Consider the following 14,615-nt stretch of genomic DNA (forward strand, 5'->3'; position numbering starts at 1 on the left):
GCAGCCATGGCGGACATCGTTCTCGACCACGTCACCAAGCGGTATCCGGACGGCCAGCTCGCGGTGGACGACGCGAGCCTCTCCATCGCGGACGGCGAGTTCGTCATCTTCGTCGGGCCGTCGGGCTGCGGGAAGTCGACCACCCTGAACATGATCGCCGGGCTGGAGGACATCACCTCCGGCGAGCTCCGGATCGGCGGGAAGGTCGTCAACGACCTGGCGCCGAAGGACCGCGACATCGCCATGGTGTTCCAGAGCTACGCGCTGTACCCGCACATGTCGGTGCGCAAGAACATGGGCTTCGCGCTGGCGCTGGCGAAACGGCCGAAGGACGAGATCAACCGGAGGGTCGAGGAGGCCGCCCAGGTGCTCGACCTCACCGAGCACCTGGACCGCAAGCCGGCCCAGCTGTCCGGCGGGCAGCGCCAGCGCGTCGCGATGGGCCGGGCGATCGTCCGATCCCCGAAGGCGTTCCTCATGGACGAGCCGCTGTCCAACCTGGACGCCAAGCTGCGGGTGCAGATGCGCATCGAGGTGTCCCGGCTCCAGAACCGGCTCGGCACCACGACGGTCTACGTCACCCACGACCAGACCGAGGCGATGACGCTCGGCGACCGGGTGGCGGTGATGCGGTCCGGGCGGATCCAGCAGGCCGGGACCCCGGCCGAGCTGTACAGCCGGCCGGCGACCGTCTTCGTGGCCGGCTTCATCGGTTCGCCGGCGATGAACTTCGTGCCGGCCACCGTCGAGGAGAGCGATTTGCGCACTCCGTTCGGGACGATCACCCCGGACGACCGGCAGCGGCGGCTGCTGGAGAGCTGGGCCGGCGGCGCCGCCGGCCGCCGGTCGCTGATCGTCGGACTGCGGCCCGAACACTTCGAGGACGCCGCGCTGGAGTCGGTGCACGGCCGCCCCGGGCTGCGGACCACGGTCACGGTGGACGTGCTGGAGCGGCTCGGCTCGGACATCTACGCCTACTTCACGCTGGCCGGTGGCCGCGCCCAGGTCGCCGACCTCGACGAGCTGGCCCATGACGCCGGCACCGTCGACCTGTCCAGCAGGGCCGAACAGGTCGTCGCCCGGCTCGACGCGGACAGCCGGATCCGGGAGGGCGAGAACGTGGAGCTGTGGCTGGACACGACCCGGTTGCACCTCTTCGACCCGGAGACCGGCCACAACCTGGACGCCCCAGCCACCCCCTGACCTCTCCGTGGGTCAGGGGTGTGGCTAGGCCTTGGGTGCGAGGAGACGGGACAGCCGGCCGAAGCTGGGGCCCGTCGTCGCGGTGGCGAGGTCGCCGGCAGTGAGGGCTGCGGCTGCCTGCTGGAGGGCTCCCATGGTGTGCGCGTACAGGGAGACGCCCAGGCTGATCCGCCGCACACCCGCTTGCTGGAGCTCGGCCACGGAGAGGGTCTTGTCGACCGGAGAGACGACGACGTTGACGGGCTTGGGCGCGACGGCCTGGACGATGGCGGTGACGGCGGCCAGATCGGGCGGGAAGGGCGCGTAGAGGACGTCCGCGCCGGCTTCCGCGAACGCGGTCAGCCGACGGACGGTGTCGTCCAGGTCGGACCGGCCCTGGAGGAAGTTGTCGGTCCGGCCGGTGACGACGATGCGACCCCGGGAGGCGACGACGGCGTGGCGGACCCGGTCGACGGCCTCGTCGAAGGGGCGGATGGGCCGCTCCGGGTCGCCGGACGTGTCCTCGATGCCGATGCCGGCGAGCCCGGCGTCGACCGCGGCCTCGACGGTCGCGGCGACGTCCTGGGCCGTCTGGCCGTAGCCGTCCTCGAAGTCGCCGTTGACCGGCAGACCGGTGAGCCGGCCGAGCAGGGCGGCGTGGTCGAGGTGCTCCTGGCGGCTGACGGCGTGCCGCCCGTCGAGGCGGCCGAGGGTGGCGGCGAGCGCGGCCGACGACGTCCCGATGGCCTCGAATCCGGCGTCGGCCAGCAGGAGGGCGGACAGGCCGTCCCAGGCGTTGGGCATGACGAGCCCGCCGGTGCGGGTGTGCAGGGCCAGGAAGTGCTCGTAGATCTCGGAGCCGGGCATGGTCACGTCCTTACTCGTCGGGGCGAGAGAGGTCAGCCTGAGCGGGAACTGTTACCTACGAGGGCCCGATCAGGTTGTCACGGTGAACGACTCGACGTAGGCGAGCGCCACGTCCAGGGCGACGGCCATCGGTATGGAGTCGTGGGCGTTCTGGGCCAGCATGGGCGGCGGGCCCGTTGGACCGCGGGGCTGGTCCCGCGGGGCGGCTGCCTGTCCGGGTCAGGAGATAGTGTTCGGCCGGTTGGGCTGGTTGTCAGTCCTGCCAGGCTCGGTTGGTGGGGGCATCGGGTTCGTGACGGTTCAGCGGGCCCAACGGGTCGGGCCAGCGCGCAATCGGGTGCTGGCGGTCGCGTTGGAGTTGTTCGCGCAGCACGGCGTGAGCGGCACCTCGATCCAGATGATCGCCGACGAGCTGGGCGTGACCAAGGCGGCGGTGTACTTCCAGTTCAACGCCAAGGAGGGCCTGCTCCGGGCGCTCGTCGCTCCGGCGATCGAGGAGCTGCGCCTGCTGGTCGAGGCGGCGGAGGGCCAGCCGCGCAGGTCCGGCCAGGTGGCGACCGCGCTGTCGGGCATCGTGGATCTGGTCATCAAGAACAGCCGGTTGAACGCCGTCGTCCTGGCCGACCCCGCGGTAAGCCGTCTTGCCCACGAGGATCCGATCCTGCGTGACCTGACAGGCAGGCTTGACCGGCTGCTGGCGGGCCCGGACCCGGATGCCAGGGCGACGGTCGCCGCGGTCATGGTGGGCGGCGGCCTGATGGCGGCGACGACCGATCCGCGGCTGGCCGAGCTCGACAAGGACGACCTTCGCGAATATCTGCTGGAGCTTGCGCGCCGCCTGCTGGGACTGCGGGCGCCACGCACCCGGGCCTGACCCGCGCGGAGCACAGCGGCCCGGCCCCCGGCCAACGGTCGCCGGTTGACGCCTGGCATCAGGGCCGCCCGCAACCCTTTCATGATCGACTGCTTCCTCGGCTTCGGTTGACATCGCCGTCGTACCTAGACGATCGTCAAGGTTCGGCCGTGACGATCGTCAAGGTGCGGCCGGACCGGCCCAGGGTCGCGATCGGAGGCTGACCCGGTCGGCGCTCCCTGCGAGCCGATGAGGCCCGCGCGCGGGAACGCATCCTCGTTGGCGCAGCTGAAATGGGCGGAGGCAGCCATGGACGACACCGCGGCCAGCGGCACTCGCACGACTCGTAGCTTCTGCCGGATCTGCACCTCGGTGTGCGGAATTCTCGTCGAGACGGACGGGGATGAGGTGGTCAGGGTCCGGGGCGACCGCGACCATCCACTGTCGCGGGGATACACCTGCCCGAAGGGCCGCTCTCTGCCCCAGATGCACCACCACCCGAACCGGATCGAGCGCCCGTTACTGAAGGTCGACGGCGAGTTACGCCCGACCAGCTGGGACGCCTGCCTGGACGACCTGGGGACCCGGTTACGGGACATCATCGACCTCCACGGCCCGCAGGCGGTCGGGGTCTTCTTCGGCAGCGGTATCGGCATGGACGCCGCCGGCTACCGGATGGCCCAGCGGCTGCACGCCGCGATCGGCACCCCGGCGAAGTTCAGCCCATTGACGATCGACGGCACGGCCAAGGCACTGATCTCGGACCTCATGGGCGGATCCCCCGCGCTCAGCGGTCGACCCGACTACGACAACGCCACCTTCGTCCTGTTCGTCGGCAGCAACCCGGTCGTCTCCCACGGGCATACCGTCGCCATGCCGAACCCCACCGGCACCCTGCGGGCACTGCGCGAACGGGCCGAGGTGTGGGTCATCGACCCCCGCCACACCGAGACCGCCCGGCTGGCGAGCCGGCATCTGGCCGCTCGACCCGGCGCGGACTGCGCGATCCTCGCCTACCTGGTCCGCGAGATCCTGCGTGACGGCGCGGACCGCGAGGTGATCGCCCGCAGTACCCAGGACAGCGCCGTTCTGGCCGCCGCCGTCGAACCGTTCACCCTCGAACGGGCGGCCCACACCGCCGACGTCTCCCCCGACGATCTACGGGATCTGCTCGACGGGGTGCGCCGGGCGGGCCGCCTCGCGGTCGAGACCGGCACGGGCGTCACGATGGCCGCGAGCGCGAACGTCACCCAGTGGCTCGGCTGGGCCCTCATGGCCATCACCGGGTCGCTGAACCAGCCCGGCGGCGCCTGGTTCCATCCCGGGTTCGGCCACCAGCTGGAGAAGGCCGTGCTCCCCATCTCCCCGGCCGACGGATCGTTCGGGCCCGGACCGCGCAGCCGCCCGGAGACCCAGGCCTTCCTCGGCGAATGGCCCTGCGCGGTGCTCGCCGATGAGATCAACGCGGGGAACATCCGCGCGGTGCTCAACCTCGGCGGTCACCTCGTCACGGCCTTCCCCGACACCGAACGGCTCGTCCCAGCGCTGCGCGACCTGGAGCTGTTCGCCACGATCGAGATCATCGAGAACGAGACGACCGCGCTGTCCACCCACGTCCTCCCGACGAAGGACCAGCTGGAGCGCGCGGACCTCACCCTGTGGGACGCGCTGCTGCCGCGCGTCGCGGCCCAGCACACCCCGGCGGCCGTCGAACCGGTCGGGGACCGCCGATCGGTCTGGTGGGTGCTCGCGGAGATCGGCCGTCGGCTGGGCCACCAGCTCGCCGACACCACGTCGGCCGAGGTCACCGACGAGACCATGCTCGCCCGCATCACGGCCCGGGCCCGCCGCCCGTTCGCGGACATCGCCGCCGAGCATTGGATCGAGGTTCCCCACGAGGTGCCCGCGCCGTGGGTCGACGCGCATGTCGAACGGATGGGCGGCTGGCGGCTCGCGCCCCGGCTGCTGGTCGACCAGCTGGCCGCCCTCGAGCCGGTCGAGTCGCTCGTCTTCACGCCGCGGCGGCAGAAGCGCCGGCTGAACTCGCAGCTCGACCATCTCGGTGCCGTCCCGGAGATCCTGCTGCACCCGGACGACGCGGCGGGCGCCGGGGTCGCCGACAGCCAACCGGTGACCGTGCGCTCCGCCAGCGGCGCCATCACCGGGACGGCGCGGCTCGACGCCACCCTGCGGCGCGGCGTCGTGTCGGTGCCGCATGGCCACCAGTCGGCGAACGTCAACCGGCTGACCTGCAAGGACGACCTCGACCTCGTGACCGGCATGGTCCGCTACGGCGGAATACCCGTCAGCATTCACCCGGCCTGACCGGACGCCGACGGTACCTGGCGCCGATCTGTCCCGGCTCCCAATGATCACCGTTTCGGCCCTCTGGTGGTTGTTACCGGGGCTGTTTCGTAGCCACCAGAGGGCGTAGACGGCGATCACCGCGACGGGCGGACCTTGGCGGTCACGGCACGGGCACCGACGACGGGGGTCGGCGGCAAATCAGAGCTGGCTGTAGACGGACTTGGTCTCCAGGTACATCTCGATGCCGTCTCTGGCGTACTCGCGGCCCCAGCCGGACTGCTTGTAGCCGCCGAAGGGCATCTGGTGGTCGTAGACGAGCTGGCAGTTCAGGGTGATGGTGCCCGCCTCGATGCGCCGGGCGATCCGGTGGGCGCGGCGGACGTTCTGGGTGTAGACGGCGCCGGCCAGGCCGTAGGTGGTGTCGTTGGCCAGGGCGATGGCCTCGTCCTCGTCGTCGAACGGCAGGACGGTGACGACCGGGCCGAAGATCTCCTCGCGGTAGAGCCGCGCGTCGGTGGAGACGTTGGTCAGCACGGTCGGGTGGACGAAGTAGCCCTTGCGGTCCAGCCGGTTCCCACCGGTGACGACCTCGACGCCTTCCTGCTTGCCTTCGTCCACGTAGCCCATCACCCGGGTGAGCTGCTTCTTGCTGATGAGCGGGCCGAGCTGGGCGCCGTCGTCGGTCGGGCCGCCGAGACGCAGCTTGTCCGCGACGGCGGCGATACCGTCGACGACCTGGTCGAAGACGCCGCGCTGGACGAAGATCCGCGAGCCGCAGACGCAGCCCTGGCCGGAACCCGAGAAGATGCCCATCGCCGCCGAGACGGTGGCCGAGCGCATCGCGGCGTCGTCGAAGATCAGGACGGGTGACTTGCCCCCGAGCTCCAGGCTGACCTTCTTCAGGTTGCCCGAGGCCGCCTGCACGATCAGCTTCCCGACCTCGGTGGACCCGGTGAAGGCGACCTTGTCGACGTCGGGGTGCGCGGCCAGGGCGGCGCCCGCGGTGTGGCCGTAGCCGAGCACGAGGTTGACCACACCCTCGGGGACGCCGGCGTCACGCAGGATCTGGTCGAGCACGAACGCCGTCAGCGGCGTCTCCTCGGCCGGCTTGATCACGGCACTGCAGCCAGCCGCCAGTGCCGGCGCGAGCTTGATGCACGCGTTGAACAGCGGCCCGTTCCACGGGAAGATCATCCCGACGACGCCGATGGGCTCCTTGAGGGTGTATCCGTGCAGGTCCGCCTGCCGCCCGGTGATCCCGGCCGTCATCTGGATGTCGAACGAGGTGCCCTCGACCTTGGTGCACCAGCCGGCGTAGTAGCGAAAAAGCTCGGCCGCGCTGGGCAGGATGCCCTCGCCCGAACGGAACGGCATCCCATTGTTCAGCGAGTCCAGCTGGACAAGCTCCGGGCCGCGCGCCTCGATCAGCTCGGCTACCTTCCAGAGGATCTTCGCCCGCTCCCGGCCGGGCAGGTTGCGCCACACGCCTGAAGAGAAGGACGCCCGCGCGCGGGCCACGGCCTCGTCGACCGCGGCCGCCCCGCCATCGTGGAACTCGGTGATCTGTTCCTCGGTCGCCGGGTTGATGACGGGAATCAGCTCGCCCGCCCCGGGAACCTCACTGACCTTGTCGAGCACCGATTGCAGGGACATCCGTCACCATTCTTTCGGGGTCCGCCGGGACGCCTTGGGGGTAATCAATCCGCGGTTTTCACCGCGACCGTCGCCGCAGGCTCTCCTGCCTGCTGAACACATGTTTAGCAGGCAGGATCCGGCGGCGTCAACCGGCGTGCTCACCGCCAGTGTCGCTCGCAGAACGCGCGGATCTCACGCGTGCGCTCCCGTTCCTCGGGGGCGGTCCCGAAGAACATCGCGTGGCCGGCGGCCTCGAAGACGTGCAGGTCGGCGGGTACGCCCGCGGCGCGCAGCGCGCGGTGCATGCGGACGGTGTCGGACAGCAGGAGATCGCGCGTGCCGGTGAGCAGGAGGGTCGGGGGGAAGCCCCTGGACAGGTCGCCGAACAGGGGCGACAGGTAGGGGTCGCGCAGGTCGTGGCCGTCGGCGTAGAGCGCGAAGGGCGGCTCGAAGCTGCCGGTAAGCGTGTTGTCGATGCCGAGGTTCGTCCGCCAGGAGTCGCCCGCTCCGGTGAGGTCGACCGCCGGGGTCGCCAGCACCGCGGCGGCCGGCAGCGGCAGCCCCTCGTCGCGGGCGCGCAGGATCAGCGCGGCCGCCAGGTTCCCGCCGGCCGACGGTCCGCCGATGATGACCCGCCCGGGACGGCGGTCGCGCAGCAGCGCCCGGTAGACGGCCAGGCAGTCGTCCAGCGCCGCCGGGAACGGGTGGTCGGGCGGCATCCGGTAGTCGACGGACCACACCGTCGCCCGCACCTGCCTCGCCGTGTCGACGGCCATCGAGCGGCACATCGCCCCGCCGCCCGCGATGAACCCGCTGCCGTGGATCTCCAGGTAGACGCGCCCGTCGTCGGCGGCGAGGCCGTCCGGGGTCACCGCGTAGACGCGGACACCGTCGCCGTCGAGGTCCTCGACCTGGGCCCCGTCCGCCGGCCTGGTGAAGTCGAACAGGCCGAGCGCCTGCTTCTCCTGCTCGGCGACGTACGTCCGCCACCCCTCGGGGTCGTCCAGCGCCGGCCACACCGGCGGCGGGCTGACCAGACCCAGGGCGAGCACCGCCTGCGCCTCGGGGCTCACCGACGTCGGGACAGGAATGTCGCGGGCGGGAACGTGTAATACCGGTGGGGTCGTATTGGTCGTCATCGCTCACCCTTATTGAACAGCCGGTCAGGGATGTTGACCGACTGTTTAGCACAGCAAGGAGCGTGGCGGCTACACCATGAGGATGCTCAGGCGTTGGTGGGCGCGTCGCCGCCGAGCCTGCCCAGCAGGCGATCGACGAGCGCGATGGTCTCGGCGTGGCCTTCGGAGAGCCCGAGCAGGTCCTCCGAGACAAGGCCGGCCGAGACGGCGCCGACCAGGAACAGGAGCGCGGCGGGCGGCACGCCGTCGAGGTCGAGCCCGAGGTCGGGCAGCCGGCTCGCGAGCAGCTGTGCCTGCTGGCGGCGGAACTTCCGCGAGTAGTCGGCGATCTCGTGCCGGATGGTCTTGCGGTGGTTCGCCAGCGCCATGAACTCGGTCAGCAGGGCCGTCGCGCTGGCATCGATGCTGAACTCCCACAGGTCGCGCAGCGGCTGTGGCGAGGCGAGCAGCCGGGTCTGTCGCTCCAGGTTCTTCTCGGCGCCCCGCCGGAAGACGGCGAGGAACAGGTCGTCCAGCGTCGGGAAGTAGTAGTGGATCAGCGCTGGCGTGACGCCCGCGATCTTCGCGACGCTGCGTGAGCTCACGGCCGCGTAGCCGTCCTCGCGCATCAGTCGTTCGGTGACGTCGAGCAGCAGCGCGCGGGTCTGCGAGCTCTCGGTGCCGGTGCGGCGTGGACTGGACATGCCCCCATTCTGGTTGACGCGGCCGCGTCGCCGTGCTGAACTACCGTTCAAACCACGTGGCTTCAGTCTCACCGCCGGGCAGCACGGCGGCCGGGCCCGCGCCGCCGGGTGCCCGAGCGGCGCCAAGGCGGGTTCAGGTGGCTCGACCCTTCGGAGGGCATGGATGCGGATAGGTCTGGGCGGCGGCGGCTCGACGCCGGACAAACTGGTCGAGCAGGCGCGCAAGGCGCAGGCCGACGGCTTCCACTCGCTGTGGTACGCGAGCGTCGTCCAGGGGGACCCGCTGGTCTCGATGGCGCTGGCGGGCCGGGAGACGACCGCGGTCGAGCTGGGTACCGCCGTGCTGCAGACCTACCCCTGCCACCCGCTGCTGCAGGCGCAACGCATCGCCGGGACCGCGGCGGCGATGGGGCGGGCCGGCCTGACGATCGGCCTGGGCCCGTCACACCAGGCGAACATCGAGGGCATGTACGGCCTGTCGTACGCCCAGCCGGGCCGCAACACCGAGGAGTACCTGCGGATCCTCACCGCCCTGCTGCGTGGCGAGGCGGTCGACTTCACCGGCCAGGAGTGGACGACGCGGGTGCCGGCCGCCACGGTTCGGCTCGCCCACCCGGTTCAGGTGCTGCTCGCGGCGCTGTCGCCGCGGATGTTGCGGGTCGCCGGCGAGTACGCGGACGGCGCGATCCTGTGGATGGCCCCGGCGGCCGCGATCGAGAAGCACGTCGAGCCCAGGCTCGCCGCCGCGGCGAGGGAGGCGGGCCGGCCGGCGCCGCGGATCGTCGCGGGCCTGCCGATCTGCGTGCACGACGACGAGCAGGAGGCCCGCGCGGCCGTCGCGGCGCAGTCAGTCGTGTACGCCAGCTCGCCCGCCTACCAGCGGATCATGGCCATCGGTGGTGCCGACAACGCGGCCGAGGCGGCGATCGTCGGTGACGAGGCGTCCGTCGAGGCGCAGCTGCGCGGGCTGCTCGATGCCGGCGCGACCGACATCCACGCGCACATCGTCCCGGCCGGGGCCGACGCGCGTTCCTCCTTGAAGCGTGGCCGGGACCTTCTCAGCTCTCTGGCCAGGGAATCAGCCAGCGGCTGACCGCGCGGCCACAACCGGATCGGCTTCGAGCCACTTCTCAGGGGAGCGTCTGATGACCGAGCTTTCTCGTCCCGTCCGGGTCATCCAGTGGTGCACTGGCAAGATCGGCCAGATAGCGATCCGGCATCTCGCCGCGAACCCGAGGTTCGAGCTGGTCGGCGTCTACACGACCTCCGCGGCGAAGGAAGGCGTCGACGCGGGATTAATCGCCGGCATCGGTCCTGTCGGCGTCCCGGCGACGACCGACAAGGAGGCGCTCTTCGCACTGGCGGCCGACTGCGTGAACTACCTGCCGTTGACGGTCGACGTCGACGACCTGGAGCGGCTGCTGCGGTCGGGGAAGAACGTCGTCACGGCCGTGGGCCTCACCTTCCCGCCGCCCGAGGACGAGCGGACCAAGCGGCTGGAGGCGGCCTGCCAGGCCGGTGGGACCACGCTGCACGGCGGCGGCGTGCACCCGGGCTTCGCCGGCGACATCCTGCCGCTGGTCACCTCGCGGCTGATCAGCCGCATCGACCAGGTGGTCGTGACCGAGGTCTGCGACTTCAGCGAGCATCCGCAGGCCGAGCTGCTCTTCGGCCTGTTCGGCTTCGGCCTCGCGCCTGACGAGGCACAGAAGCACGCCACCGCCGTCACGGGCGAGGTCGACGCCCCGTACCAGGAGTCCATCGCCCTGCTGGCCGCGGCGCTGGGCCTCCGCGTCGAGCGCTACACCCACGAGCTCACGATGGCCGTCGCGGATCGGGACATCACCATCGCCGCCGGCGCGATCCCCGCCGGGAAGGTGGCCGGTATCCGCCGCCGCTGGGAGGCGATCGTCGACGGCCGGCCCGCGATCGTCTTCGTCTGCGAGTGGAAGATGGCCGACGGCCTGACACCCGCGATCCGGGAGGGCAGCAACCGCTACATCGTCGAGTTCCTAGGCGAACCGGCCAGCCGGATCACCCTGGAGCCGCTGGAGCCCAGCGCGACCGGCGACCCGGGGTACCCGGGACGGATCTGGACCGGCATGTCCGTCGTGAACCTGATCCATGACGTCGTCGCCGCACCGCCCGGGATCCGCACGCACCTGGACCTTCCGCTGGGACGGCCCCAGGGCCTGTTCCACGAGGGCACCACCTGGCGCGGCCCGCTGCCGGCCGCCCGGTGACCACCGCCGGACCCTTCTCAGCCTCAGGTCGGCGGCCACTGGAGGGGCTGCTCGTCGTCGGGCTGGAGCAGGCGGTGGCGGCCCCGATGGCGACGCGTCACCTGGCGGACATGGGTGCCCGGGTCATCAAGATCGAGAACCCGCGGGGCGGCGACATGACCCGCCACTACGACGACGCGCAGGCCGGCCTGGCCGCGCACTTCGTCTGGTGCAACCGGGGCAAGGAGTCGGTCACCCTCAACATCGCCGACCCGCGCGGCGCCGCGGCGCTGGAGCGCCTGCTCGCCCGCGCCGACGTGCTCATCCAGAACCTCGCCCCGGGTGCCGCGGCCCGCCGTGGGCTCGACGCGACCCAGGCGGTCGCCCGGCACCCCCGGCTCGTCGCCGTCGACATCTCCGGCTACGGCGAGGGCGGGCCGCTGTCGCACAAGCGGGCCTACGACATGCTGGTCCAGTCCGAGGGCGGCTCCTGCGTGGTCACCGGCGGCCCGGGGCAGCCCGCCAAGCCCGGCATCGCGATGATCGACCTGGCCACCGGGATGTACGCGCTGAGCTGGATACTCGGCGCGCTGCACGGCCGGGCCGCCACCGGCCGGGGCGAGGCCCTCACGATCGGCATGTTCGACGTCGTCGCCGAGTGGATGGGCTACCAGGTCAACTACACGATGGGCACCGGGGTCGAGCAGGAGCCAGCCTGGGTCGGCTCTCCGGCCGTCGCGCCCTATGGCACCTACCGGACCTCCGACGACCAGACGGTCGTGCTGGGAACGACCAACGACGGCGAATGGCAGCGCCTGGCCCGGACCGTGCTCGAACGCCCCGACCTCGCCGACGACCCGGCCCTGGCCTCCAACTCCGGACGGGTCGCCGACCGGGCCCGGGTCGACGCGGCCATCAGCGCCTGGACCGGCGGCGTCACGTTGAAGGAGGCCCAGGAGACGCTGGACGCCGCCGCGCTCGGGAACGCCCGGCTCAACGGCGTCCAGGACCTGATCGATCACCCCCAACTGGCCGCCCGCGACCGGTGGCGACCCGTGGCGACCCCGCACGGGGAGTTCCGCGCGGTGCTGCCTCCGCCGATCGCCGCGAGCTGGACCCCGTCAATGGGCCAGGTCCCGGGCCTGGGCGAGCACACCGACGCGGTGCTGGCCGAGTTCGGCTACTCCCCCGCCGAGCTCGCGGGCTGGCACCGCGACGGCGTCATCTGACCGGCCCGCATTGACCCGGGCCGGCGCCCGGGTCAGGCGTCCCGCAGGATGCGCAGCGCGCGGGCGGACATCATGCCGACGCCGGTGCCGCGTTCGGCCATCCGTTCGTCGGTGGTCTCGCCGCGGGCGTAGCGGGCGTAGAGCTGCTGGCGGATGATCGCGATGCGCCAGCAGGCGAACGACTCGTACCAGGAGATCGCCGCCGGGTCGGCGACCCCGCGGCGGGCGTAGTGCTCGACGACCTCGGCGCGGGTCGGCAGGCCCAGCGTCTCCAGCCCGGGGTCGGCGGCGGCGTGGTCGTCGTCGGTGTCCGCCGGGTCGGGCCAGTAGTTGAGCAGGGTCCCGAGGTCGACGAGCGGGTCGGCGAGGGTGGCCATGTCCCAGTCGAAGACGGAGGCGACCCGGTCCGGGCGGCCCGGGGCGAACTGGCAGTTGTTGATTTTGAAGTCGTTGTGGACGAGCGTCGCGGTGGTGCTCGCGGGCAGGCGTGCGGCGAGCAGGTCCGCGGCCGCGACCATCGCGTCGTCATGGGTGGGCTCGGCCCAGGGGGCGACCCGGTGCCAGCGGTCGCGCCAGCCGGACAGCTGGCGTTCAAGGAACCCGTCGGGGCGTCCGAGCCGGTCGAGGTCGCAGGCTGCGGGATCGGCGGCGTGCAGGTCCGCGAGGGCGTCGACGGTGGCAAGGCCTAGCTGGCGGCCGTCGGCGGGTCCGCCGAGCTCGGCGGGGATCGTTCCCCAGACGACGATGCCCGGCCGGTACTCGCTCACCAGGAAATGGCTGCCGGCGACGTCGGTGTCCTCGCAGAACAGGAACGCGCGCGGTGCCCGGTCGTAGACCCGCCACAGCCGGGACAGCACCCGGTGCTCGCGGCGCATGTCGTGGGCGCCGGGCGCCAGCACCCCGAACGGCGGCCGGCGCAGCACGAACCGGCGGTCACCGAACCGGACGAGGTAGGTGAGGTTCGCCGAGCCGTTCGGGAACTGCAGGACCTCCATCGGCCCGTCGACGTCGAGCCGCGGCGCGAGGTACTCCCTGACCTGGTCCCAGGGCAGCTCCTGGCCGGGCCGGACCGGAGCGACCTCGGGCGGGACGGCGGCCGCAGTCGGTTCGGTCATCGTCGGGCCGCCTGTCCTTGGATCCTGCGGGGCCGCCGCGCTAGCCGGCATGGACGGCTCGCTCGATCTGCGCGGCGAAGCGCTCCCGGGCGGCGGCGCGGCGCGCCGGCAGGTGGCCGGATGGGAACAGGCCGTCGGCCGGCTCGTAGCCGGCGAGCAGGGTGCGGGCCAGGTTCGTCTTGTGGACCTCGGTGGCCCCGTCGGCCAGGCCCATCTGGAAGCTTTCCAGCACCCACGCGCCGAACGGCATCTCGTTGGAGATTCCGAGCGAGCCGTGGATCTGCACGGCTCGGGCGGCCACGTCGTGCAGCACCTTGGGCATCGTGGCCTTCACCGCGGCGATGTCGGCGCGGACCCGGCTGTAGTCGTTGTACTGGTCGATTCGCCACGCGGTCCGCAGCACCAGCAGGCGGAACTGCTCGATCTCGATCCAGGAGTCGGCGATCATCGCCTGGACGAGCTGTTTGCGGGCCAGCTGCTCGCCCTTGGTGACCCGGGACAGCGCGCGCTCGCACATCATGTCGAACGCCTCGCGGACCAGCCCGACGGTACGCATCGCGTGGTGAATCCGGCCGCCGCCCAGCCGGGTCTGCGCGACAGCGAAACCCTGGCCGCGTTCGCCGAGCAGATGGTCGGCCGGGATGCGGACGTCCTCGTAGCGCAGGTAGGCATGCGCGCCGTCCGCGTCGGCCTGGCCGGCGACCGCGACATCGCGCACGTTGGTGATGCCCGGGGTGTCCGCCGGGACGACGAACATCGACTGGCGCCGGTGCGGGGCCGCGTCGGGATCGGTGACCGCCAGCACGATGAGGAACGCCGCGAACCGCGCGTGGCTGGAGAACCACTTCTCCCCGTTGATGACCCACTCGTCGCCGTCGAGCTCGGCGCGGGTGGTGAACCCGGTCGGGTCGCTACCGCCCTGCGGCTCGGTCATCGAGAACGCCGACACGATCCGGCCGTCGACCAGCGGCTCCAGGTAGCGCTTCTTCAGGTCGTCGGTGCCATACCGCGCGAGAACCTCCGCGTTGCCGGAGTCGGGGGCCTGGCAGCCGAACACCACCGGCGCGGCGGGCGAACGGCCCAGGATCTCGTGCATCAACGCGAGCTTGAGCTGCCCGAACCCCGGGCCGCCCAGTTCCGGGCCCAGATGACAGGCCCACAGGCCGCGCTCGCGGACCTTCCGCTGCAGGGGCGGGATCAGCTCGGCGCGCAGTGGGTCACGCAGGTCGCGCGCGTTGCCGATGAGCAGGTCGACCGGCTGGACCTCGTCGCGCACGAAGGCGTCGATCCAGTCCAGCTCGGCCTGAAACTCTGGATCGGTCTCGAAACCCCAGGCCATGCCCGCTCCTCACCATCACCAGTACCAGCGCGCCCGCGCCGCTG

The 14,615-nt window shown here is 71.7% G+C and carries 12 protein-coding genes; 6 read left to right on the forward strand and 6 right to left on the reverse strand.

Annotated features, from left to right (window positions below; translation table 11 throughout):
• Positions 1 to 6: 6 nt before the first annotated feature.
• Positions 7 to 1,203: an ABC transporter ATP-binding protein gene (locus I6A60_RS05055; RefSeq protein ID WP_203012167.1), complete on the forward strand. Its 1,197-nt coding sequence runs from the start codon at positions 7 to 9 to the stop codon at positions 1,201 to 1,203.
• 24 nt (positions 1,204 to 1,227) lie between these two features.
• On the opposite strand, the gene I6A60_RS05060 is transcribed toward I6A60_RS05055, so the two are convergent.
• On the reverse strand, positions 1,228 to 2,049 hold the full coding sequence (locus I6A60_RS05060) for an isocitrate lyase/phosphoenolpyruvate mutase family protein (protein ID WP_203012166.1): 822 nt from the start codon (positions 2,047 to 2,049) through the stop codon (positions 1,228 to 1,230).
• Between the two features lie 292 nt (positions 2,050 to 2,341).
• Here I6A60_RS05060 and I6A60_RS05065 point away from each other — a divergent pair, with 292 nt between their 5' ends.
• Both I6A60_RS05065 and I6A60_RS05070 read left to right on the forward strand, forming a co-directional pair.
• Positions 2,342 to 2,923, forward strand: a complete 582-nt coding sequence (locus I6A60_RS05065) for a TetR/AcrR family transcriptional regulator (RefSeq protein WP_203012165.1) — start codon at positions 2,342 to 2,344, stop codon at positions 2,921 to 2,923.
• 288 nt (positions 2,924 to 3,211) lie between these two features.
• A complete protein-coding gene (locus I6A60_RS05070; protein ID WP_203012164.1) occupies positions 3,212 to 5,227 on the forward strand; it encodes a molybdopterin-dependent oxidoreductase in 2,016 nt (671 codons plus the stop codon).
• Positions 5,228 to 5,407: 180 nt separating this feature from the next.
• Here I6A60_RS05070 and I6A60_RS05075 read toward each other — a convergent pair whose 3' ends face one another.
• From I6A60_RS05075 to I6A60_RS05085, 3 genes are all read right to left on the reverse strand, one after another.
• Entirely contained in the window at positions 5,408 to 6,862 is a 1,455-nt protein-coding gene (locus I6A60_RS05075; protein WP_203012163.1) for an aldehyde dehydrogenase, read from the reverse strand.
• Between the two features lie 140 nt (positions 6,863 to 7,002).
• Positions 7,003 to 7,983: an alpha/beta hydrolase gene (locus I6A60_RS05080; RefSeq protein ID WP_203012162.1), complete on the reverse strand. Its 981-nt coding sequence runs from the start codon at positions 7,981 to 7,983 to the stop codon at positions 7,003 to 7,005.
• 86 nt (positions 7,984 to 8,069) lie between these two features.
• Positions 8,070 to 8,666 carry a TetR/AcrR family transcriptional regulator gene (locus I6A60_RS05085; protein WP_203012161.1) on the reverse strand — a complete coding sequence of 199 codons (597 nt, stop codon included), beginning with the start codon at positions 8,664 to 8,666 and terminating at the stop codon, positions 8,070 to 8,072.
• Positions 8,667 to 8,829: 163 nt separating this feature from the next.
• Here I6A60_RS05085 and I6A60_RS05090 point away from each other — a divergent pair, with 163 nt between their 5' ends.
• Genes I6A60_RS05090 through I6A60_RS05100 form a run of 3 tightly spaced genes read left to right on the forward strand, consistent with a single transcriptional unit; the run spans position 8,830 to position 12,117 of the window.
• On the forward strand, positions 8,830 to 9,759 hold the full coding sequence (locus tag I6A60_RS05090; protein WP_203023782.1) for a TIGR03564 family F420-dependent LLM class oxidoreductase: 930 nt from the start codon (positions 8,830 to 8,832) through the stop codon (positions 9,757 to 9,759).
• Between the two features lie 52 nt (positions 9,760 to 9,811).
• Positions 9,812 to 10,909, forward strand: coding sequence for a dihydrodipicolinate reductase (locus I6A60_RS05095; RefSeq protein ID WP_203023781.1), 1,098 nt, complete (start codon positions 9,812 to 9,814; stop codon positions 10,907 to 10,909).
• A complete protein-coding gene (locus I6A60_RS05100; protein WP_203023780.1) occupies positions 10,906 to 12,117 on the forward strand; it encodes a CaiB/BaiF CoA-transferase family protein in 1,212 nt (403 codons plus the stop codon). The genes I6A60_RS05095 and I6A60_RS05100 overlap by 4 nt, the downstream gene beginning before the upstream one ends.
• A 32-nt stretch (positions 12,118 to 12,149) precedes the next feature.
• On the opposite strand, the gene I6A60_RS05105 is transcribed toward I6A60_RS05100, so the two are convergent.
• Together I6A60_RS05105 and I6A60_RS05110 are read right to left on the reverse strand one after the other, a co-directional pair.
• Positions 12,150 to 13,232, reverse strand: a complete 1,083-nt coding sequence (locus I6A60_RS05105; RefSeq protein WP_203023779.1) for a phosphotransferase family protein — start codon at positions 13,230 to 13,232, stop codon at positions 12,150 to 12,152.
• A 40-nt stretch (positions 13,233 to 13,272) separates the two neighbouring features.
• A complete protein-coding gene (locus I6A60_RS05110; RefSeq protein WP_203023778.1) occupies positions 13,273 to 14,571 on the reverse strand; it encodes an acyl-CoA dehydrogenase family protein in 1,299 nt (432 codons plus the stop codon).
• Positions 14,572 to 14,615: the final 44 nt, after the last annotated feature.

Origin of the sequence: Frankia sp. AgB1.9 (assembly GCF_016786355.1) — a bacterium.
In the GTDB taxonomy this organism is placed as follows: Bacteria; Actinomycetota; Actinomycetes; order Frankiales; family Frankiaceae; genus Pseudofrankia.